General features: G+C 36.7%; 19 protein-coding genes. 4 read left to right on the top strand and 15 right to left on the bottom strand.

The window, feature by feature from the left end:
* Positions 1 to 29: 29 nt before the first annotated feature.
* A complete protein-coding gene (locus tag DBX25_RS06825; RefSeq protein ID WP_108670034.1) occupies positions 30 to 926 on the top strand; it encodes a ClpXP adapter SpxH family protein in 897 nt (298 codons plus the stop codon).
* A 990-nt stretch (positions 927 to 1,916) separates the two neighbouring features.
* On the opposite strand, the gene pepF is transcribed toward DBX25_RS06825, so the two are convergent.
* The 5 genes from pepF to spxA form a co-directional block, all read right to left on the bottom strand.
* The gene (gene pepF, locus DBX25_RS06830; RefSeq protein ID WP_108670035.1) at positions 1,917 to 3,731 is read right to left on the bottom strand and encodes an oligoendopeptidase F; all 1,815 of its coding nucleotides are present in this window, start codon (positions 3,729 to 3,731) and stop codon (positions 1,917 to 1,919) included.
* A gap of 91 nt (positions 3,732 to 3,822) precedes the next feature.
* The gene (locus tag DBX25_RS06835; RefSeq protein ID WP_108670036.1) at positions 3,823 to 4,980 is read right to left on the bottom strand and encodes a competence protein CoiA; all 1,158 of its coding nucleotides are present in this window, start codon (positions 4,978 to 4,980) and stop codon (positions 3,823 to 3,825) included.
* Between the two features lie 225 nt (positions 4,981 to 5,205).
* Positions 5,206 to 6,717 (bottom strand): cardiolipin synthase, encoded by a 1,512-nt coding sequence (gene cls / locus DBX25_RS06840; RefSeq protein ID WP_108670037.1) that lies wholly within the window; start codon positions 6,715 to 6,717, stop codon positions 5,206 to 5,208.
* 149 nt (positions 6,718 to 6,866) lie between these two features.
* Entirely contained in the window at positions 6,867 to 7,532 is a 666-nt protein-coding gene (gene mecA, locus DBX25_RS06845) for an adaptor protein MecA (RefSeq protein ID WP_108670038.1), read from the bottom strand.
* 404 nt (positions 7,533 to 7,936) lie between these two features.
* Positions 7,937 to 8,332 (bottom strand): transcriptional regulator SpxA, encoded by a 396-nt coding sequence (gene spxA, locus DBX25_RS06850; RefSeq protein WP_108670039.1) that lies wholly within the window; start codon positions 8,330 to 8,332, stop codon positions 7,937 to 7,939.
* Between the two features lie 583 nt (positions 8,333 to 8,915).
* Between spxA and DBX25_RS06855 the strand changes: the two genes are divergently transcribed.
* Positions 8,916 to 9,101: a hypothetical protein gene (locus DBX25_RS06855; protein ID WP_108670040.1), complete on the top strand. Its 186-nt coding sequence runs from the start codon at positions 8,916 to 8,918 to the stop codon at positions 9,099 to 9,101.
* Between the two features lie 289 nt (positions 9,102 to 9,390).
* Here the strand turns inward: DBX25_RS06855 and DBX25_RS06860 are convergent, their stop codons facing one another.
* From DBX25_RS06860 to DBX25_RS06885, 6 genes are all read right to left on the bottom strand, one after another.
* A complete protein-coding gene (locus DBX25_RS06860; protein WP_108670041.1) occupies positions 9,391 to 10,602 on the bottom strand; it encodes a putative glycoside hydrolase in 1,212 nt (403 codons plus the stop codon).
* A gap of 191 nt (positions 10,603 to 10,793) precedes the next feature.
* Positions 10,794 to 11,732, bottom strand: coding sequence for an ABC transporter ATP-binding protein (locus DBX25_RS06865; RefSeq protein WP_108670042.1), 939 nt, complete (start codon positions 11,730 to 11,732; stop codon positions 10,794 to 10,796).
* 1 nt (position 11,733) lies between these two features.
* Positions 11,734 to 12,777, bottom strand: coding sequence for an ABC transporter ATP-binding protein (locus DBX25_RS06870; protein WP_108670043.1), 1,044 nt, complete (start codon positions 12,775 to 12,777; stop codon positions 11,734 to 11,736).
* A gap of 14 nt (positions 12,778 to 12,791) precedes the next feature.
* Complete coding sequence (opp3C, locus tag DBX25_RS06875; protein WP_108670044.1) at positions 12,792 to 13,820, bottom strand: oligopeptide ABC transporter permease; 1,029 nt, start codon at positions 13,818 to 13,820, stop codon at positions 12,792 to 12,794.
* A complete protein-coding gene (gene opp3b / locus DBX25_RS06880; protein ID WP_108670045.1) occupies positions 13,820 to 14,749 on the bottom strand; it encodes an oligopeptide ABC transporter permease in 930 nt (309 codons plus the stop codon). Before opp3b ends, opp3C begins: the two co-directional genes overlap by 1 nt.
* 144 nt (positions 14,750 to 14,893) lie before the next feature.
* Complete coding sequence (locus tag DBX25_RS06885; RefSeq protein ID WP_108670046.1) at positions 14,894 to 16,600, bottom strand: peptide ABC transporter substrate-binding protein; 1,707 nt, start codon at positions 16,598 to 16,600, stop codon at positions 14,894 to 14,896.
* 396 nt (positions 16,601 to 16,996) lie between these two features.
* Between DBX25_RS06885 and DBX25_RS06890 the strand changes: the two genes are divergently transcribed.
* Together DBX25_RS06890 and trpS are read left to right on the top strand one after the other, a co-directional pair.
* Positions 16,997 to 17,365 (top strand): DUF3899 domain-containing protein, encoded by a 369-nt coding sequence (locus tag DBX25_RS06890; RefSeq protein ID WP_108670047.1) that lies wholly within the window; start codon positions 16,997 to 16,999, stop codon positions 17,363 to 17,365.
* Between the two features lie 89 nt (positions 17,366 to 17,454).
* Positions 17,455 to 18,441, top strand: coding sequence for a tryptophan--tRNA ligase (gene trpS, locus DBX25_RS06895; RefSeq protein ID WP_108670048.1), 987 nt, complete (start codon positions 17,455 to 17,457; stop codon positions 18,439 to 18,441).
* Between the two features lie 65 nt (positions 18,442 to 18,506).
* Here trpS and DBX25_RS06900 read toward each other — a convergent pair whose 3' ends face one another.
* The 4 genes from DBX25_RS06900 to opp4B all read right to left on the bottom strand — a co-directional run bounded on the left by DBX25_RS06900 (position 18,507) and on the right by opp4B (position 21,841).
* Positions 18,507 to 19,262, bottom strand: a complete 756-nt coding sequence (locus DBX25_RS06900) for a YjbA family protein (protein WP_108670049.1) — start codon at positions 19,260 to 19,262, stop codon at positions 18,507 to 18,509.
* A gap of 291 nt (positions 19,263 to 19,553) precedes the next feature.
* Positions 19,554 to 19,811 carry a YuzI family membrane protein gene (locus tag DBX25_RS06905; protein ID WP_108670050.1) on the bottom strand — a complete coding sequence of 86 codons (258 nt, stop codon included), beginning with the start codon at positions 19,809 to 19,811 and terminating at the stop codon, positions 19,554 to 19,556.
* A gap of 129 nt (positions 19,812 to 19,940) precedes the next feature.
* On the bottom strand, positions 19,941 to 20,861 hold the full coding sequence (gene opp4C, locus DBX25_RS06910; protein ID WP_108670051.1) for an oligopeptide ABC transporter permease: 921 nt from the start codon (positions 20,859 to 20,861) through the stop codon (positions 19,941 to 19,943).
* Positions 20,862 to 20,875: 14 nt separating this feature from the next.
* Positions 20,876 to 21,841 carry an oligopeptide ABC transporter permease gene (gene opp4B, locus DBX25_RS06915; RefSeq protein ID WP_108670052.1) on the bottom strand — a complete coding sequence of 322 codons (966 nt, stop codon included), beginning with the start codon at positions 21,839 to 21,841 and terminating at the stop codon, positions 20,876 to 20,878.
* Positions 21,842 to 21,858 lie beyond the last annotated feature (17 nt).

Genomic DNA, 21,858 nt, shown 5'->3' on the forward strand with positions numbered 1-21,858 from the left:
AGGTTAATGAATTTAACCGAGAAAGGAGAATGCAGTTGAGTTCTCAAAAGCCCGTTTTCAAGATTTCTGAATGGTTTAATTCACAGCACTGTGTGGGGACCGGAAACAAACCGGTTGAAATATATGTATTCATTGATCCATTATGTCCTGAATGCTGGGCAATGGAACCAAACCTGAAGAAACTCCTAGTGGAATACGGACAATTTTTTAGTATTAAACATATCCTTACTGGAAAATTAACAGATTTGAATTTTTGCAGTAAAGTTTCAGAAAACATGGCACAAGTATGGGAACGGACAGCAAGTCGTACGGGCATGTCATGCGATGGTAGCCTCTGGTTTCAAAACCCTATCTCATCACCTTATAATGCATCAATCGCCATTAAAGCTGCTGAGCTACAAGGAAGGCGAGCAGGGACCAAATTCCTCCGTAAATTACGGGAGCTCATGTTCTTGGAAAAACAAAATATTTCTGATATGAACGTTTTAACCGAATGTGCCCAAATTATTGGTTTAGATGTAGAAGAATTCCTTAAGGATGTTACATCCGAAGCTGCAGCAAAAGCTTTCCAATGCGATTTGAAAATTTCATCTGAAATGGAAGTTACAGAAAGTCCCACTGTCGTATTTTTTAATCAGAATATTGAAGAAGAAGGCATAAAAATATCTGGTGCATATTCATATGAAGTTTACGTCACCATTCTGGAGGAAATGCTTGGTGAACTCCCTTCTCCCGCCGATTTGCCACCTATCGAAACATTCATTCAATATTTTGGACTTGTAGCAACAAAGGAAATTGCAGTTGTATATAACATGAAAGATTCAGATGTAGAACGAGAAATGAAGAAACTGGTTCTACAGCAAAAGGTTGAAAAAGTGCCGGTTAAATACGGTACCTTCTGGAAGTATATCGGTGAATGTAATTAAGAACAAAAGCGCAATACAATGAAAAAACCCTGCAGGGATGGGCAGGGTTTTTTCTATATATACGAACAAAGGGGATGGGAGAGTTTTTCACGGTCAAACAAAGGGGTATATGTTTGCTAAGTGATCAACTTCACACCCCTACTATAACAAGGAAAGATTAGCATTTCAATTCGTTTGTTAGTTATTTCACAATATTGTCAAATTCTTAGAATATTGCATGTCAGCCCTCCATAAAAATAAAACAAGGACAACTTTTCATAGGAGGAAACGATGAAAAACTATTTGATTTGGATCATTCCTTGCCTTATCCTAACCTCATTTTTCTTGCACATTCTAGCATTAATGAACCTATTCCCTCTCTTAATAAGCGCACCTTTACTTTTTATCAGTATCCTTTTTTTCATACTAGTTATCAACAATCGCAAAAGATTTAAGGGATTTTAATTCATGTTTACTATTTTTCGAAAGCTTTTCTCTTTCTATTAGTTTAAATTCTATAAAGCCTTTCTCCCTATTTGAAAGCGGAGGGTTCTTTGGATGAGTGAAGGGAAACATCGAAAAAAATGGTGGTCGAGACTAAAGGAAAAAGGTAAGCTTGTAAATGTTATATCATTCAGGCGAGGTGAATCGGCTGGACCCTGCACTGTAAACCCACCCGATTCAAGGAAATAGGTAGGTTTGTGCATACTTTATTCATTCGGGTGAAGAGAAAAGCTGGAGAGTACAGGGTAACCCAATATGAGTGAAGAGTAAACTTCCGTTTTTCCTCAAAAGCAAAGAGTAAATTTTGAAAAGTGAAAGGGATTTAGGACGAATGTGAAGGGTAAATGGGGTCAGGTGAAGGGATTCCATAGGTAAGTGCATGGTACCTTGGCCAACCTTCGAATCATCAACCCATATTTACATTCCGACTCCCCTACTTCATCCACCTCCATGCAAAATAAAAAAACAACGGCCAAGAGCATTAAAGCTTTTGGCCGTTTTCCTTGATTATTTCAATAACTCTTCCATCTCAGCTAACTTTTCTTCGAATACTTTTAAAGCTTCACGGATTGGATCTGCAGTTGTCATATCCACTCCTGCTTTTTTCAATACTTCGATTGGATAGTCAGAGCTTCCTGCTTTTAAGAATTCTAGGTAGCGGTCAACAGCTGGTTGGCCTTCCTCTAAAATTTGTTTGCTCAATGCAGTTGCTGCACTGAATCCAGTCGCATATTGATAAACATAATAGTTGTAGTAGAAGTGAGGAATTCTAGCCCACTCTAAACCGATTTCTTCATCGATTGTAATTTCTTCTCCGAAATACTTCTTATTTAAAGCATAGTATTCTTTCGTTAATAATTCAGCTGTAAGTGCTTCACCGTCTTGAGCTTTTTTATGGATTAAGTGTTCGTATTCAGCAAACATTGTTTGACGGAATACAGTGCCACGGAAGCCTTCTAGATAGTGATTTAATAAATACAGACGCTTCTTCTCGTCGTCTATTGTCTTTAATAAATAATCATTCAACAAGTTTTCGTTACAAGTAGATGCAACCTCTGCCACGAAAATCGAGTAGTTTCCATATGGATACGGTTGAGTCTTACGTGTGTAATAGCTGTGTACAGAATGCCCGAATTCGTGAGCAAGAGTGAACAAGTTGTTCACGTTATCCTGCCAGTTCATCAAGATGTATGGATTTGTTCCATATGATCCAGATGAATAAGCTCCGCTACGCTTTCCTTTATTCTCATGCACATCTACCCAACGATTTTCAAAGCCCTCTTGTAATACGTTTGCATATTCTTCACCTAGTGGAGCAAGACCTTTTAAGATATAGTCCTTGGCTTCCTCGTAGGATACTTCCATTTTTACCTCTTTCACTAATGGGGTGAATAAATCATACATATGTAATTCATCCAACCCTAGTACCTTCTTACGTAAGTCCACATATTTGTGAAGTAAATGAAGGTTTTCATTTACCGTATTCACTAAATTCTCGTAAACGGATTCTGGAATATTATTGTTGCTTAATGCAGCATGGCGGGCAGAATCATAGTTTCGTACTTTCGCATTGAAATTATCCTTTTTCACTGTACCAGACAATGTACTCGCGAACGTATTTTGATATTTTCCATACGTTGCATAAACGGCTTTAAATGCATCTTCACGAACTTGGCGATTTTCACTTTCTAGGAATCGAATATATCGGCCATGCGTGATTTGTACATCTTCTCCATCTTCACCTTTAATCGTCGGGAATTCCAAATCAGCATTATTCAACATACCGAACGTATTGCTTGAAGCACTCATCACTTCAGATGCTTGAGCTAATAGCGCTTCTGCCTCTGCAGATAGAACATGAGGTCTTTGAAGATTAATCTCTTCCAAAGCATGTGTATAAAGCTTCAACTCTTCCTTTTCATTTAGAAATTGTTGAATTTTATTCTCCTCAACTCCCAAAACCTCTGGCACGATATACGACAAGGCGCTAGCTGCTTGTGTGTATAATGTTTTTGCACGGTCATCCATACCTTGGTAGTGTGAATTTGTCGTGTCTTGATCGTATCTCATATGTGAATAAGCATACAGCCTACCTAATCTTTCAGTTAGCGCATCTTGGAATTGAAGTGCTGAATATAGTGCATCAGCACTATCTCCAAGCGTATTTTTAAAGGAACCGGCTTTCTTGATTTCTTCCTTTAATTCGTTTAACTCCTGTTCCCAGGCTTCATCTGATGCAAAGATATCTTCCAATCTCCAGGTATCCTCTACAGCGATGTCTTTTCGTGATGGCAATGTTTTAACAGCAGTTTCTTGTGCCATGATCTTCCTCCAATCAGCATAAAAAATTTACCCTACCTACTACTATTTCTTCATTCCAAAAAAAAATCCTGCTTTTTTATATTTCGGTTTCCTAATTAATTTTATTAAGAAGCTGCCAAGCCCTCTTAATTCTGTCTTCTATATCAATAGACTGGTCAAAACCTAACCATTCATAGGATTCATCACTATTCTTCATGACACCAATGGCAACCAGAAAATCAATATAGTTAGATGGTGCTATGTAAGGATTCTGTTCACAGAGTGCAAACTTCCGAACTACAATGTTTCCTTTTCTGATGCGATTTAAAAAATGACCCTGGATAAATTTCATGGAAAACCGATTTCCAGGCTTTCTAAGTCTAAAACAATCATACCAAATCCAAAATTGCCATTCGACCGCTGAAGTTTGTAAGTTCTGCATACCTTTAACAGGCAGTCCAATTTCATTTGGTAATGATCCAATACTTAAACGACTTCGATAAATTGCCTGCCAAAATGTACTTGTTGGATTTAAATATCGATAAGCATTCTCCTTCCAGCCACTCCTTTTTGTTTTCCAGCAATTGAGTATATGTAAAGAAGATGAAGGGAATGACAAATCGAAGAGCTGTGTAAATGAAAATATTTGGGATGACTTTTTAGTGAGATTGGCGAAAACGGTTTGTGAGGAAAAAGGATAAAGTTCGTGTAAAATGAAGAAAGTTTGTTCGATAGTAGAATAGAACAATACAAATGAGGTTTGCAAAAAAGACCAGATCATTGGAGAAATTCTAAATTCATGAGGACCTTTCTGATGGAGCCAAGTAGAGGATAATATCCATACTGGGGTGATTCCAGCCTTTTTATAGGCAATTGTCCTCTTTTCTAGAGAATCAAAAGCCAATGATGAGCATTGAAATTCGATCGCAAATTTTCTTCCCATCTTATCTTCCAAATAAATATCCGCTCTTTGGGAAATAGCAGGAATATATTTTTCTATAGTTGGATGTAAATATTGATCCTGTAACCACGAATACAATTGCAGCTTACCTACTAAATGCTCTTTCGATTCATTCTCACTATCCACATCACATTTTGATTTACTCCTATGTGCGAAATGGGGAATCTTAATAGCTCCACTTCTCAATATAACTTTTTCTTTACACCCTGGACAAAAGAACATTTCCCTTCTTAATGCGTTTATTTTCTCACTAGGTAATCTTTCTGACAACAATACGTGAATTCCTTGTGTATTTAATGCAACTAACATCTTTACACCTCCTGTTGGACATATTCAACAGGAAAAACGAATTTCCTTTTATGAAATAAGAACTTTTGTAAACTTAGCTATCCACAATCCTTAACAATGGAGAATACCTATTTGAACCTATCCTCCCCCTTTAAAATTGGTAATAACGTCAAATTACTTGATTGCAAGCCATTTATACATGTATAAAGCAAAAAAAAAAATAGAGTGCACTACTGCACTCCATTTTTATAATAATGGTGAAAGTAATCTACAAAACGACTCTAACACTTTCATGCCAATATTACGTTGCTTAAAAGAGTCTACATGGATTTCTTGGGCTTGTTCGAGATCATCCATAAAATCTTTGACGAGCTTTTGTGTGCTACCCGTTTTATAGAGGAACGCATTAACTTCGAAATTCAGATGGAAGCTCCTCATGTCCATATTAGAGGTCCCAATCGAGGCAAGTTCATTGTCAACGATTACAATCTTGCTATGCATGAATCCTTCTTTGTATTCGTAAACTCGTACACCTGCCTCTAATAAATCAGGGAAATACGATCGTGATGCATGCCATACAATCCACTTATCAGGATTTTTAGGTACAAGCAATCTCACATCAATCCCACTTAGCGCTGTTACCTTTAGAGCCTGAAATACATCCTCATCCGGAATGAAATAAGGAGTTGCAATGTAAACCGACTCTTTCGCTGTAGTAATCATGGAGAAAATCATATTTTTTATGACACTCCATTCATTATCCGGACCACCAGCAATCATCTGGACTCCGCCTTGATGATGTTCAATCGGTACGCTTTGGGGTAGGTACTCATCCGTTAAAAAGCTATGGTTTGTACTATAATACCAATCTTGCAGGAAAATCAATTGAAGGGTACGTACCGCTTCACCTTTTGCCATCATATGTGTGTCACGCCAGAATCCAAAGTTTTTATTTCTACCTAAATATTCATCTCCTATATTGAGGCCCCCAACAAATCCAGTGTCTCCGTCAATGACGATGATTTTTCGATGGTTACGAAAATTAAATTTATTGTTTAAAAACGGTAATCGTACAGGACCAAATGGAGAGACTTCCACTCCTGCATTGCGTAAATCTTGAATATATTCCTTCGTTAATGTCCAAGCCCCTACTGCGTCATATAAGAATCGTACTTTCACGCCATTTCTTGCTCGTTCCATTAAGGCATTTTTAATATCGCGTCCAATTTCATCATCACGAACAATATAGTATTGAATGTGGATATGGTGCTTTGCTTCTTTCAATGCAGAAAGAATTTGAGAAAAAGTCTCTTCCCCGTTCGTCAAAATCTTCGTTTCAGTTGCAAATGAAATGGGACTATTCCCAATACGCTGGGCCAATGTGATCAACTTCCTCTGATGTTCTCCCATATTGGCAAGCTTATCAACACTGATATCACGTTCACCATCAATTTTTAGGAATGCCTGCTTATCTAAAAAATATTTTTTACGGAACATTTTTTCTTTACGATAATTTCTTCCAAACAACAAATAAAAGATAAAACCAACTAACGGGAATGCTCCAAATACAACGAGCCAGGTAAGGGTTTGGGTAGGATGTCTATTTTCCAAGAAAATCACAAACCCAATGATGACAGCAGATAGTGTCAAAATTAAACTGAAAAATCCAAAAAGACCTCCTTGGACTTTATCATGAAAGAAAAACCAAACACCCCATAAAAGAGCAACAAATAAAAGTAACCGAACTGTATTTTTCATTATTCCACCTCGAGAATCCCTAAACATACTGTACAACTACATATACCCAAAAAGATTATATTAAATCCTCTATTGAGCTTCTACAATGTAATGTAAACAGGAAAACAAACAAAAACCGATTTCCTGCAAAAGAAATCGGTAGAGTATATCTATACGAAATATTGACGTACCGTATCAAATACATTTTCGTTCATAACTACTTTCCCATACTCTTCAAGTCGATGAATCGTCATTTGAGATTCATCTCCATATTCAAGAAGAATGCTTAGTACATTATCCATCTCTTCTTCGTCCATTTCTTCTTCTAAGAATTCAACGAACAGAAAATATTTTCCTTCGTAAGCGAATAATTTGGTCTCAAAACCTTCCAGACCTGGTCTCTTACTTAAAGAAATCACATCCTCAAAATCTTTAAACATAATAACAAACTCTAAAATACCATCTTCAACAATAATTTGTTCTTCTTCTGGTATTTTTCCTTGCATATGGTGATCGAGGAGGGACTCAATTTTCTCATGAACGGGCATATCTTTTAGCTTATCATCAAGATTTTCACCATTAATCAAATCTTTAGCCAGATTAGCTCTTGTTACAAGTACTTCTAATCCTTTATCTAGTGCTTGGACTTGAATCCATAAAGGTCCCTCAATGCCAAATTCTTCTTCATGATGAACTTCATCCATCATTTCCCAGAATAGTTCTTCACTTTTCTCACGATTGTACCAAATCTCATCGCGATCAAAGCCTCTTTCCTCAATATCAATATACGAAATGTAAAATTTTACGGTATGTTCATTAATGCGTTCAATCTCCATAAATTCCCTCTCCCTTCTCTTCAAATTTTGAAGGGAATTACCCCCGAAAATTAAGCTTTTCTATCTATAACTTTACCCCTCTAACTCTGATAATAATCAATAAAAGTGGATAAGTTATATTTATTCTATTTTATGATAAAAAGCGTAAGAAGGAAAATGAAAAGCACAAAACAAATAAAAACGATTGAAATGCCTACTTAGTTATTTGATTTTACATAATTTTTAGATAATTTGCAATATCAAAAACAGCCCTGCAAATTTCTAGAATCAGGAAGCAATTGAAAACATCTTCATTTCGCTTAAAATCCCTATATTTTTTTATAAACCTTGTACATTTTTGGAATATCATTACCGTTCAGATAAAATAAAAAGACCCCAACAACATAGTGTCAGAGTCTTTCCTATTAGTTAACCATTCGCTGAGCTTCACGAAGATGGAAGGTACGAACTTTCCTTGGAAGGAAACGACGGATCTCATCTTCGTTATAACCCACTTGCAAACGCTTCTCGTCAAGGATGATCGGCCTACGAAGTAAACCTGGATTTTCCTTGATTAAAGTATATAGCTGTTGTAGAGGCAGAGACTCTACATTTACGTTTAATTTTTGGAACGTTTTGGAGCGGGTAGAAATAATTTCATCCGTTCCATCCTCCGTCATACGCAGGATTTCCTTAATCTCTTCAATGGATAATGACTCAGAAAAAATATTTCTTTCTACATATCCAATATCATTTTCTTCAAGCCAAGCTTTTGCTTTTCTACAAGAAGTACAGCTTGGAGAAGTATACAATGTTACCATATTAATCACACTCCCGAATTATAGAATCGTAGATCTATGCTGGGAAAACTTTTTAATGAATGTAAAAGTGTATGCCATCTATCTATTTATACGACAGCTTCTTTTATTGTTTATCCACTCTACTTTGAAATTACTATAAACAAGTAATTTCTATCACAATTATACATCAATCTCATTAAAAAGAATACCTTTTTTAAAAAATACGAAATTTGTTATACAAACCTTGAACACAATGGTATTTTTGTCATTTTATAGTACTTAATACCCAAATCTATCAAACTATCTTTTATCAAACAATTGAAAATTATCAGCTTTCATTCTCAATTAATCAGACTTAACTCTCAGATTATATTTAAGTAATTTGCACTTCCAATCTGGATATTCCCTATTGAAGCAACTCGTAAACATATTTTTTAAAAAGATTAATATTATTTTATCTTTCCAAGCTTAATTTTCCCTTAAGAAATTATTTTTGAACAAATCGTTAACTATCAGAATTTTCCCTTTTCAATCTTTATACAATTTTATACAATATAGGTAATAGCAATGTGAGGCACTCGCTCCACACGAAAGGAGAAACACAATGGCTGGTTATTTGCTCGATTTAACGATTGTGACTGTACTAGTGATTGGTTTTACGGCATTAAATGGTGTCATTGTGAATGGCATTGGTGAAAGGTTTTTTGGCGGTAAGGAAAAAAGCATTTTTAAAGATCATTCAGCCAAAACTCAAACTGGTTGGAAAGCAGTAGGCGGTAAAAAAAACTAACCATAGTTTCATAACCTCATTATTTTCAAAGAGCATTCTACAATGCTCTTTTATTCTCTCTCAAAATTTCTCCATGTAATTAGCCTACCTAAGACTAAAGATGTATTAATACCACTCTCTTTGACTGATTCAAATAGCTTCATTAATACTTATATTTATGATACATCGCTTTAAGGGCATATAATTGGAACAAGACAACTGAGTTGTGAAAGATTCGACAACTAAAAAGAGACTGAAAACAAATGACGCGTTATTCGCTCATTTTGTTTTCAGTCTCTGGAGTTAGTTTTTACGGAGTATAATCTACGTTTGATGTATACGAATTACCTGCATTCCACAAAAGATACTCTTTAATTCCTTGGTCATTTAACGCTTTAATTTGGGCTTCAACCTCTGCCTTTCCGTACTTTTTATAATTTCCTTTACCTAGCCAAGAAGCCGTAAAGTCCTGTAACCATGGCCTAGAAATAGGTGGTGTTTGAAGCTGAGCTAGTTTAAGCTTTTCAACCTTTACGTATTCGGTAACCAATTTATATGGCTCCACATCAGGCTTTGCAATCCCAAAATATGATGTCCAATGACTAGGATAAATCATTGATGAAATGACATCTACATTTTCAGATATCTTCGAGAAATTTTGACCTATACCTGGTGCTTCAGGTAAGGTTGCTGTATAACCAAAGATATCAACAGATACCTTTACACCGTATGGCTTTAACTTTTCCCTAGCATAGGCAACAAAGTCAGTGACTGCTGACACCCGTTTTTGGATATTATCTTCACTTCTCTTTTCATAGTCACCCATACTATAGGTTAACGTTTGATCTCGTTTTTCGAATCCTTCAGGGAAACGAACATAATCAAATTGTACTTCTTGAAAGCCCATTTTAGCTGCCTCAATGGCAATCCCGATATTGTAATCCCAAACTTCTTTCAAGAAAGGGTTTACGAATGATTCTCCTCTTCCATTTTTCCAAACGGTATTACCCTCTCTATAGGACCATTCAGGTTTTTTATTAGCAAGAATGGAGTCTTTGAAAACTACTACTCTAGCAATAGGATACACTTGCTTTTTCTCTAAAGTTTTTAACATCGCCTTTGGATCTTTGATGAAATTCTGCCCGATTCCTGCATACGGTGAATTAGGTTCTGGCTTATACGTAATATTTCCCCAGTCATCCTTAATGTCAATAACCATCGCATTTAGATCTGTGCTATCCATTAATCCTAATAGTTTGTTAAACTTACTTCCACCTGCTGAATGTCCTGTAACATACACACCACGGACCGCATCAGGATACTGAAAAATGAGTCCTGAATCATATGTAAAACGAGGTAGTGATTGAACCTTTTCTTTTGTCTTTAAAGCAATCAATCTATTCGAATGACTACCCACCACTTGATTACCTTCATTTCCTTCTGCTAGTGCAGAGGTAGGACCCATTGAAAATAAAGCTGAAACTAAAAACCCGGCCGCAATGATTGTATTCCTAAGCTGCATGACAGAGCCCCTCTCCCATATAAATACTTTACTTACATTATACGGCGAAACTTCCTTTTGTGGGGCGATTTTTTCCACAAAAGGTTAGCTGAGCCAATCGGGCCTTTACGGACAGTTTTCAAAATCTTTGTAGCAGATAAAAAAAAGACCCAACAGAATCAGTTGACTGTCTGTTGAGTCTTATTGAAAACTTATTTAGACATTTTCTTGTATTGCTCAAGTTCTTTCTCTGAGCAATATACGAAATGTCCTGGTTTAACTTCTCGCATTTTCACTTCTTCACCTTCAGCATAATCATGCATGTTAGGGTTGTAAGTGATACGCTTACGAGTACGCTCGCTAATTGGATCCGGTTGAGGAATCGCAGATAATAATGAGCGAGTGTATGGATGGATTGGGTTATTGTACAATTCTTCACTAGTAGTCAATTCTACAAGTTTACCAAAATACATAACGCCGATACGGTCGCTGATGTATTTAACCATAGATAGGTCATGAGCGATGAATAGATACGTTAATCCCTTTTCCTTTTGCAGCTTTTTCATCAAGTTGACAACCTGTGCTTGGATTGAAACGTCCAAAGCAGAAATAGGCTCGTCTGCAATGATGAATTCAGGTTGAACTGCTAGCGCACGGGCAATACCAATACGTTGACGTTGTCCACCAGAGAACTCATGTGGATAGCGGTTCGCATGCTCTTTATTCAATCCAACTGTTTTAAGAAGATCGATTACTTGGTTCATGCGGTCTTCTTTAGAAGTTGCCAACCCATGAATATCGATTCCTTCAGCTATGATATCAACTACCTTCATACGTGGGTTTAAAGATGCATATGGATCTTGGAAGATCATTTGCATATTACGGTTAAACTCACGTAATTCTTTGGCAGACTTCTTACCATGAACATTTTTGCCGTTGAAAATTACTTCACCATCTGTAGCATCGTATAGACGAATAATCGTACGACCTGTTGTAGATTTTCCACAACCCGATTCTCCTACCAAACCAAGCGTTTCACCTTTGAAAACTTGGAATGAAACATCGTCTACTGCTTTAACCATATTAGGTTTTCCAACGTTGAAGTGCTGTTTTAAATTCTTAACTTCAAGAAGAACTTGATTTTCTGCCATTTTATTTAGCCCCCTTCATGGAAAGGAAGTGACTTCTACGCTTCACGACTGCGTCAGGAGGTGTAACCTCTGGTGCGTCAGGGTGTAATAACCATGTTGCCGCGTAGTGAGTGTCAGATACTTTAAACATTGGAGGTTGCTCTTCCAAGTCGATTTGCATCGCATACTCATTACGAGGTGCGAATGCATCTCCTTTTGGAGGGTTCATTAAATCCGGTGGTGTACCTGGAATAGCATACAACTCACTTCCAGCAATATCAAGATCTGGCATTGAGCTCAATAAGCCCCAAGTATATGGATGTTGTGGATTATAGAAAATCTCATCAACGGTACCGATTTCAACAATTTTCCCACCGTACATAACAGCAACGCGGTCAGCTACGTTAGCTACCACTCCAAGGTCATGCGTGATGAATATGATGGATGTATCGATTTTCTTTTGTAAATCCTTCATCAATTCAAGGATTTGAGCTTGGATTGTTACGTCTAGAGCTGTGGTTGGCTCATCTGCAATCAATACTTTTGGGTTACATGCTAGTGCAATTGCGATAACAACCCTTTGTCTCATACCACCTGAAAATTGGTGAGGATATTGTTCAAAACGTACTTCAGGTTGTGGAATTCCAACTAGACGCAATAAATCAATTGCACGTTGCTTTGCTTCTGATTTACTTAATTTTTGGTGTTTTAAGATCGGCTCCATGATTTGCTTACCAATTTTCATCGTTGGATTCAAGGATGTCATTGGGTCTTGGAAAATCATTGAAATATCTTTACCACGAATCTTTTGCATTTGACCGTCAGTTTGTTTTGTTAAATCTTTACCGTCAAACAAGATTTGCCCACTTTTAATTTCTGAATTTCCTGGAGGAAGTAGTCTCATGATTGTCTTGGTCGTTACTGATTTACCCGAACCTGATTCTCCAACAATCGCTAATGTCTCACCTTTGAATAAGTCGAAATCAACACCACGAATGGCTTTAACCTCTCCACCAAAAGTATGGAAGGATATATGCAAATCCTTCACTTCTAAGATTTTCTCCATTGAATTCACCTACCTTAATCTCGCATTTTTGGATCTAGAGCATCACGAAGTCCATCCGCAAGCATGTTGAAACATACCATGATGATACTGATGATAAGTGCCGGAATGAACATTTCATGTGGATGAAGCTGTAAAGATTTGTAACCTTCATCTATTAATGTACCAAGAGAAGCTAATGGTGCTTGTAATCCTAAACCGATGAAGCTTAAGAATGCTTCAAAGAAAATAGCACTTGGAATTGTGAACATTGTATTGATAATCATGACACCCACTAGGTTTGGAACTAAATGCTTGAAAATGATTTTTGAGTTTCCATTTCCTAATGTTCTAGATGCCAATACGTATTCTTGCTCTTTTAGTTTTAAAACTTGGGCACGAACAACGCGGGACATACCAACCCAACCAGTAATACTTAACGCAATCGTGATAGAAAGTATACCTGGTTCAAGGACCAAGATCATCAAGATTACAACAACTAGTGTTGGAATACCTACCAGAATTTCTGTAAAACGTTGCATGTACGTATCAAGTCTTCCACCGTAGTATCCGGAGATTGCCCCGTAAGTAACACCAATCACTAAATCGATTAATGCAGCCAATACAGCAATATAAAGGGAAATTTGTGTTCCTTCCCAAACACGAGTAAATAGGTCACGGCCCAAAGCATCCGTACCGAACCAGTAATACTCTTCTACTTTCTTTTGTTCGTACATATTGACTTCCTTACCACTCTTCATGGTTTTAACTCCATCAAACGGAAGCCATTCAATGTTTTCTAATCCTTGAATTCTTGGTGGTAAATTGTTGTGAGCCACTTTTTGTGTTTCACCGTCTTTTCCACTAATAACAGGACCTAAGAACGCCATAATGATAATGATGGACATAATGACCATACTGGCTACAGCAGCCTTATTTTTACGTACACGCAACCATGCATCTTGCCAGAAGCTTAAGCTAGGTTTAGAAATTTCCTCACCTTTAGAAGCATCGATAATGGCAGGTTGGAATTTTTCTTTTGGAATGTGAATTTCGCTTTTTGCCATTACTTCTTACCTCCTGCTAGTCTGATACGTGGGTCAATAATTCCATATAAAATATCTACAATAAGAATGATTGTAATAAACAATGCTGCAAAAAGAATGGTAGTACCCATAATTGTAGGATAATCATTAACCTGAATGGATTTAACGAATTGCTCACCAATTCCAGGAATTGCGAAAATACGCTCAACTACTAGGGAACCAGACATTAAACCTGCAGCTAAAGGACCTAATACTGTAACTACTGGGATTAATGCATTACGTAAAGCATGTTTGAATGCGATTTCAAAGTAGTTTGCACCTTTAGCTTTTGCCAAAGTAATGTAATCCGATCCTAAAACCTCAATCATTTCCGTTCTCATGAAACGCGCTGCAATTGAGATTGGGAACATTGCCAAAGCAATTGTTGGTAGGATGGTGTATTCGAAACCTTTCCAGAACAGAACTGGAAACCATCCTAATTTAAGACCTACATAATATTGTAATAATCCTGCCAATACAAAACTCGGTACAGACTTACCTACTACGGCAACAAATGTCGAACCGTAGTCCACCCAAGTGTTTTGTCTGAGAGCAGCAATTACTCCTAAAATAATTCCAATGATTGTACCTATAAACATAGCTTGTAATCCTAGTTGTAAAGAAGGACCAATACGATTAACCAACAAGTCTGTAACTGGAGTGTTACTGAATTGGAAAGAGATCCCCAAATCACCTTGTACCAGATTAGTCATGTAATTCATATATTGAACCGGGATTGGCTCATCCAAACCATATTTGTCTTTCATGATTTGTAATTGCTGAGGGGGTAACTTGGATGCACTAGCAAACGGGGTACCCGGGATTAACTTCATGAGGAAGAATGTGAGGGATGCGATAATGAATAGAGTAATAAGCATGTACAGTATACGTTGTCCAATGTATTTAACCATCTCGACACCTCCTGAAAAATCTTAATATTTCGCAAAGTTAGACAATTTCCTTAACAGGGAAAAAGAGAGTATATTGAGAAAATATACTCTCTTCTGTTCCTAGTACAGAATTATATACACCTTTTTTTAAAAAGCAATTGGTAATTATTCTGCGTCTGTGATTTCGATCCATTTCCAGCTGTAGTCAGAACCTACGTTGTGGTATACGAAACCTTTAACCTTAGGAGCGATTAATAGGTTTGTAGCACGTTGGTAAACTGGAGCTAGACCAGCATCTTCTTCAAGAAGGATTCTTTCAGCTTCTTGTAATGCAGCCCAACGCTCAGCAGGCTTATCAGCAAGCTCGCCCATAGCAGCTTTGATGTTTTTATCATACTCTGGGTTAGAGTAATCCATACGGTTACTTCCACCTTTAGTTACCCAAAGGTCAGAGAATGAAATTGGATCTAAGTAGTCAGCACCCCATCCAGCGAATTGGATGTCATAAGTTTGAGCATTGTCACGCTCTAAACGGATAGCGAAAGGAACGCTTTCAAGCTTAATTGTTAAACCTTTAAGGTTAGTTTCTAATTGGTTTTTCATGTACTCGTCAGTTTTCTTAGATGTTTCAGTGTCTCCACCTAGGTAGCCGATTGTAACTTTGTCAGTACCAAGTTCTTTTAGACCTTGTTCCCAATACTTCTTAGCTTCTTCTACGTTATACTCAAGCATGTCTCCGTTTTTCTCACGGAAGTCAGCTCCGCTCTCGTCATAGAAAGAATCTTTAGGAACAGCATAGTTAGCAGGAATTGAACCGTTGTTCAAGATGCTAGCTGTAAGGTCTTCTTTGTTGAATGCCATAGCGATTGCACGACGAATGTTTTCGTTTTTAAGTGCTGGGTTTTGCTTTTGGTTAAGTTTTAACCAGAATACAGTAGTTTCTAAGTAACGAAGTAAGCGCTCGTCGCCATCGTATTGAGGAACGATGTCAGAAGATAACTTACCAGTGATATCAACTTCACCAGCTTCGAAAGCGTTAACAGCAGATTGAGAATCTTTAACAACGTTTGTAGTTACTTTTGTTAACTTAACGTTTTCAGCATCCCAATAGTTTTCGTTCTTTTCCATTACCCACTCAGTAGCAGCAGGGCCGTCCCACTTAGTCATTTTGAATGGACCAGAAGCAAGTAGGTTTTCAGCGTTGCTAGCATATTTACCAGCAGTAGATTCAAAGAACTTTTGTTGGATCGGATAGAAAGTTCCGAAAGCCATAAGAGCTTTAAAGAAAGGAATTGGTTTTACTAATTTAACTTCTAGAGTTTTCTCATCAAGAGCTTTAACTCCTAAAGTGTTGATGTCGTAAGGCTTTTTAGCAGCTGCAAGATCAGTGATCTCTTGTGCTCCAGCGATTTTACCGCCCATCATGTATGGACCGTAAGGAGAAGCAGTTTCTGGATCGATAGCACGTTTCCATGCAAATTCGAAATCAGCAGCAGTGATAGCATCACCGTTAGACCATTTTGCGTCTCTGATTTTGAAAGTGTAAGTTTTTCCATCTTCACTTACTGTTGGTTCTTCAGCAGCAAGTCCAAGTTCTGGCTGTTGATCAGCGTTAATACGGTATAGACCTTCACTCATTTGGTTCAAGTATAAGAAACTTGTAGAACCTTCAGCAAGAGCGCTGTCCATAGTTGGAATTTCAGCAGAATCTAGTGTTTTTAGTTCTTGAGGTACATTAGCTGTTTCAGCAGGAGTATTTCCTTCGTTTTCTCCTTCTGCTTTTTCCTTCTCTTTTCCACCGGTACAAGCCGATAAGAAAATGCTAAGGACTAATGTAAGAACTAAAAGTAATGAAAATTTTGACTTTTTCAAATTTGACACCCCTTTTATGTTTTAAAAATTCTTACAATGTTCATTATACATTTTTCTGATTATTTGTAAATTAACTTTTTCAATAAAATTTACAGAAATATTATAAAAATCATATTTCCGTTACAAAAAATAGGTCTTTATACCTATAATAAAACATTTTATTTTGGTAAAGTACTAATGAATTTAAGCTACATTCATGTTTATTCCCCATTCCAAAATCAGTAAAAAACACTAGTTAATTATTCCTTTTTTACCAAAGAAATTTATTTGACAGCACTTCCCTCTATATAATGTTATTCAAATATAACTTCTATACACTTTTTCAATTCGTTGTCAGTTTGATATACTTTTAATTAATTCATTGGGTAGCATATTATTCTAAGGAGATGAAATTAATTGAAGCGTATAAGCGTTTCTGTTTTAGTTTTAATGGCACTTATCCTTTTATCCTGCTTATTTCTATATAAAAGGATTCATTTAGTAGATTTTATTAATTTAACTTTTTATGTATCAGGCACATTGATTATTTTTTCACTATTACTTCTTGTACTAGAGAAGGGGTTTTTCGATGTAATCAGTCACAGCTTTCGTTTACTTTTCTCACGTAATAATAAAAAGAGATTTGGTCATTTGGCAGAGGAGGATGAAGAACAAGGGTTTACTCGCCTTTCAGATTTAATCACTTTTGACTATTCTTGGACATTATGGACAGGACTCATTTTATTTGGGTTTATGTTAATAGGTCTCTTGTTTTATTATCAATAAGAATAAAAAACATTTTCCTTGTCTAGTATTTCTGACATATGAAATAATGAAATAATACATTTGTAAGGTTTATAAAGGAGTGTCCAGCATTGAAAAACATTTTTTCAGGTATTCAACCTACCGGCTCCGTTACGTTAGGTAACTATATTGGAGCGATGAGACAATTTGTTGATTTGCAGCATGATTATCACTGTTATTTTTGCATTGTTGATCAGCATGCCATTACTATGCCTCAAGACCGTCTAGAATTAAGAAAAAACATTCGCAGTCTTGCAGCTCTATATTTGGCAATTGGAATCGATCCAAATAAGGCAACAATCTTCATTCAATCTGAAGTACCAGCTCATGCTCAAGCCGGCTGGATCATGCAATGTATTTCCTATATTGGTGAGCTTGAAAGAATGACTCAGTTCAAGGATAAATCATCAGGTCGAGAAGCTGTCTCTTCTGGATTACTGACATATCCACCATTGATGGCAGCAGATATCCTACTATACAAAACAGATGTCGTTCCAGTTGGTGACGATCAAAAACAACATATCGAACTGACAAGGGATTTGGCTGAGCGTTTCAATAAGAAACATGGAGAGATTTTCACGATTCCTGAGATTCGTACACCTGAAGTTGGAGCTCGAATCATGTCTTTACAGGAACCTACAAAAAAAATGAGCAAATCGGATCCGAACCTGAAGTCATTCATTACTTTACTGGACGACCCAAAACAGATTGAGAAAAAAATTAAGAGTGCGGTCACTGATTCTGAAGGTATTGTGAAATATAACGTAGAAAATAAACCGGGAATCTCAAATCTTATTTCCATTTATTCAATTTTCACTGGTGAATCTATTGATAACCTTGAGAAAAAATATGAAGGTAAAGGCTATGGAGATTTTAAAAGCGATTTAGCCAAAGTGGTGGTAGATACGATTAAACCTATTCAAGATCGTTATTATGAATTGATTGATTCTAAGGAACTTGATGATATTCTTGACCGCGGTGCAGAAGTCGCAAACAGAGATGCAAATAAAATGATTCAAAAAATGATGAACGCAATGGGGTTAGGAAGAAAAAGATAAAAAAGCGGCTGAGTCCCCAAAAATGGGACCAGCCGTTTTTCTATTATGATTAGATTTCTGATTAATTAAAGCATCGTAGGCCTGTCCCCTACTTCCATCTCCCATAGCTTCTCGAAAAATGGTTGTCCTTTAATTAAGTTTTCACATAATTGTAGATGTTTGCTTGTCCAACCATATTGAACTTCTTCAAAGAGCTCTTCCCATGCTTTCTCAAACTCTAAGTCTTGAATGTCCATGTATTTATGGGGAGCCCATTCTGTATACCAATATCTTATTTCTGGAGTATTCTTAGAAGTATGTAATTGATCAAGTGCCATAAAAAGTAACTGTTTTAATTGTCTTTCTTTTCTTGTCAATCCACTCATATAATCTGGAGCGGGAGACAAAATATGATATTCTTTTTTCTGAAGACCAGCATTATTAAATCTGTATTCCTTTACAGGATGGTTTTCCACCATGTCATACACTAATTGTTCTTGCCTCGGAATTAAACGACTTTTTCGAATGGGAATCGTGTATCCAATCGTGTCTACAGCTAGAATTCCTGTTCCATCTGTAACGATAAAGCAATAGTCCAACTGTGTTCGTTCATGGTTTTTTCTCAAGAATGCTTTTTGATAAACATCATTCAATAAATCTTGAGGGAGCTCGGCTAAATCATTCTCAATGTAGTGAAATAACGTGGTTGTTACTTTTAGCAAAGGTACTTGGTCAAGCAATTCTATACCATCTTCTTTTCTCCATTCGTGGAAATGGCATATATTATAGCCGTTTTCTTCACCTTCAAACCAATTCACCCAAACATCATGGAGATATAACATATTTGATCCCTCACCTACTTGTAAGCTATTTGTCCATAAGTATAGTCATTGTAGGGAGAAATTATTCCTTTTTAGCAAATCGTTGGACTTATTTTTAGAGGACTGGAAATTGAGGGGGAATTCGTTTTTTTTCGTCACTCACTTCATGCATGATTTCGTAGCATAGCTGTGTGCTGCCTTGCGACGAGCTGAAACATCATTTTTCTAAAATTACTGATGGCTCAGCAGCAATTGTTTTTATCTATTTCAAAAAAACAATCGGCAAAATTTCATAGAAAGAGTAACTTATCTTTATTTCGAGGAAAAAGGCATTCTGTCTAATAAACTAAGGATTACTATAATCATCCCTATAGGAATAATGTATAGTTCGAGTCTTCCAACAATGAATTTTCCAAATTCAGTGAGAGTATGGCCAGTGGTTAACATATTCAAATAACCAATGCAGCTTACCGCTCCTGAAACTGCCATTCCACTTCCAATAAATATTGATAAAACACGAACTATATAATATAAGATAGACTCAATTAACCCATCGTCTTTCCGTGTCACATGGACTACCTCCTACATGTTTTCTTTCCTGTTTCTTCTTATTTATATATGCCAAAATCAAGGTGAAAAGTACAAGCCTTTTAGCAAGACACAAAAAAATAAAATCCACCTCAAGTGGAGAGATGGATTTTATTTAGCAGATTTAGGATTAAATGCATCCTTTAAACCTTCACCAATAAAGTTAATGGAAAGTATAACTAGTGTTAAAACAGTAGCAGGAGGAATCCAAATCCACCATTTATTCGCCAATACATCCGGACTTCTTGCTTCTTGTACCATGTTACCCCATGTTGGAATGGTCATAGGTACTCCAAAACCAAGATAGCTAAGACCTGTTTCAGCAACGATCATAACAGCCATTAAGATTGTTGCTTGTACGATGATGGTTGATAAAACGTTCGGTAAAAGGTGCTTTACAATGACTTTGAATGAATTACAACCAATAGAGATAGCAGCTAGGATGTATTCATTTTCTTTCTCCGCCATGACTTTACTTCGAATTAACCTTGCTGTACTCGTCCAACCAAGAATACTAATGACGAGAATCAATGTTCCGACTCCAGATTCCACAAAAATCGATCTAATTACGATAACTAAAAGGATGAATGGGAATGTCATGACGAAATCGGTAAATCTCATTAATGCTCCATCTATAAAGCCACCGAAGTACCCTGAAACTGAACCTACGATTGTTCCAGTGATAATCACAAGTGCAGTGATGGATATAGCTAGTTTTAAAGAAGTTTGGCCACCATGTAGAATACGAGGCCAAATTTCTCTTCCAGATTTATCTGTTCCGAGGAAAAATTCAGATGAAGGCTCTTTACTAATTTGTGTTAACTTAATTTTAGCTGTTTCCTCAACTGGTACCGTTAACGGTTCAGCAAGTGCGCATAAGGCGACCACAGTTAAAAAGAATAGTAAACTGACCATTGCAATTTTATTTTTCAAGAAACGTCTACGAGCAATAGCCCATGGAGATTGACTTTTTCTTGGTTTAGTATGCTTAATGTCAGCTGTTTTGTTACGGGTTGATAACGTTGGTTCCATTTACACTCACCTGCCTAACCTAAACGAATTCGTGGATCTACTAAACCGTATAGTAAATCTGCAATTAAATTTCCAATGAGGGTCAATATTGTAAGCATCATTGTAACAGCCATCATTACAGAATAATCGCGGGCATTAACTGATTCTACGAATAGAGAGCCAACACCAGGATATGTAAAGATCGATTCAATAATTACTGCTCCACCAAAGATATTGGCTATGTCAAAACCAAGTAATGTTACGATTGGAATGACTGAGTTTCTTAAAATATGTTTATTGAAGATAGTAGATTCGCTAGTACCCTTAGCTCTTGCAGTACGTACATAATCTTTCCTAGCACTTTCAATCATGTCATTACGTAAGAACTGAGTATATGATGCAGTGGACATTGCACCTAATACAAGTGCAGGTAGTAATGTATGCTTAAGTTTGTCCAGATAATAACCAAAAGTGCCTATTTCTGAATCAAAGCTTACACTTCCACTTGCAGGTACCCAACCTAACTTAATTGCAAAAACGTAGATAACAACTAAGGCAGCAACAAAGCTTGGAATAGCTAGTGCTAAATAGTTAATGGCCGATATCCCATAATCACCTACAGAATAAGCATGTCTACCTGAGTATCTTCCCATTAAGAATGCAAGCATATAAGTTATCATTAAAGACATGATGCCAAGTAAAATCGTGTTTGGTAAGCGAGATGCTACCAGTTCAGATACTTCCCTTTTGTGTATAAAAGAATCCCCAAAATCTCCTTTTACGACTCCGCCCATCCATCTAAAATATTGCACATAGATTGGATCATTAAGTCCCATCTTTTCACGCATATCTTCAATGTATTCTGGATCTGAATTAAGAGGGTCGATTTTGCCAGTAAGGGCATCCCCTGGCATCATTTTGGCCAGGGAAAATACCACTACTGAGATAAGGATAATCAAAGGAATCATACCTAATATTCTACGAAGTGTATATTGCAGCATTCGGCATTCTCCTTATC

The organism is Peribacillus acanthi (assembly GCF_003073175.1).
Taxonomy (GTDB): domain Bacteria; phylum Bacillota; class Bacilli; order Bacillales; family DSM-1321; genus Bacillus_BN; species Bacillus_BN acanthi.

Bases quoted from the DNA above. Each gene is read 5' to 3' on its own strand.
- DBX25_RS06900 (WP_108670049.1), bottom strand. From the start codon at position 19,262: ATGTTATATCTCCATGATGTTTGGGTGAATTGGTTTGAAGGTGAAGAA.
- DBX25_RS06825 (WP_108670034.1), top strand. From the start codon at position 30: ATGCAGTTGAGTTCTCAAAAGCCCGTTTTCAAGATTTCTGAATGGTTT.
- DBX25_RS06855 (WP_108670040.1), top strand. From the start codon at position 8,916: ATGGCTGGTTATTTGCTCGATTTAACGATTGTGACTGTACTAGTGATT.
- DBX25_RS06870 (WP_108670043.1), bottom strand. From the start codon at position 12,777: ATGGAGAAAATCTTAGAAGTGAAGGATTTGCATATATCCTTCCATACT.
- spxA (WP_108670039.1), bottom strand. From the start codon at position 8,332: ATGGTAACATTGTATACTTCTCCAAGCTGTACTTCTTGTAGAAAAGCA.
- opp3C (WP_108670044.1), bottom strand. From the start codon at position 13,820: ATGGCAAAAAGCGAAATTCACATTCCAAAAGAAAAATTCCAACCTGCC.
- DBX25_RS06860 (WP_108670041.1), bottom strand. From the start codon at position 10,602: ATGCAGCTTAGGAATACAATCATTGCGGCCGGGTTTTTAGTTTCAGCT.
- DBX25_RS06865 (WP_108670042.1), bottom strand. From the start codon at position 11,732: ATGGCAGAAAATCAAGTTCTTCTTGAAGTTAAGAATTTAAAACAGCAC.
- opp4C (WP_108670051.1), bottom strand. From the start codon at position 20,861: ATGGAACCAACGTTATCAACCCGTAACAAAACAGCTGACATTAAGCAT.
- opp3b (WP_108670045.1), bottom strand. From the start codon at position 14,749: ATGGTTAAATACATTGGACAACGTATACTGTACATGCTTATTACTCTA.
- mecA (WP_108670038.1), bottom strand. From the start codon at position 7,532: ATGGAGATTGAACGCATTAATGAACATACCGTAAAATTTTACATTTCG.
- DBX25_RS06835 (WP_108670036.1), bottom strand. From the start codon at position 4,980: ATGTTAGTTGCATTAAATACACAAGGAATTCACGTATTGTTGTCAGAA.
- opp4B (WP_108670052.1), bottom strand. From the start codon at position 21,841: ATGCTGCAATATACACTTCGTAGAATATTAGGTATGATTCCTTTGATT.
- cls (WP_108670037.1), bottom strand. From the start codon at position 6,717: ATGAAAAATACAGTTCGGTTACTTTTATTTGTTGCTCTTTTATGGGGT.
- pepF (WP_108670035.1), bottom strand. From the start codon at position 3,731: ATGGCACAAGAAACTGCTGTTAAAACATTGCCATCACGAAAAGACATC.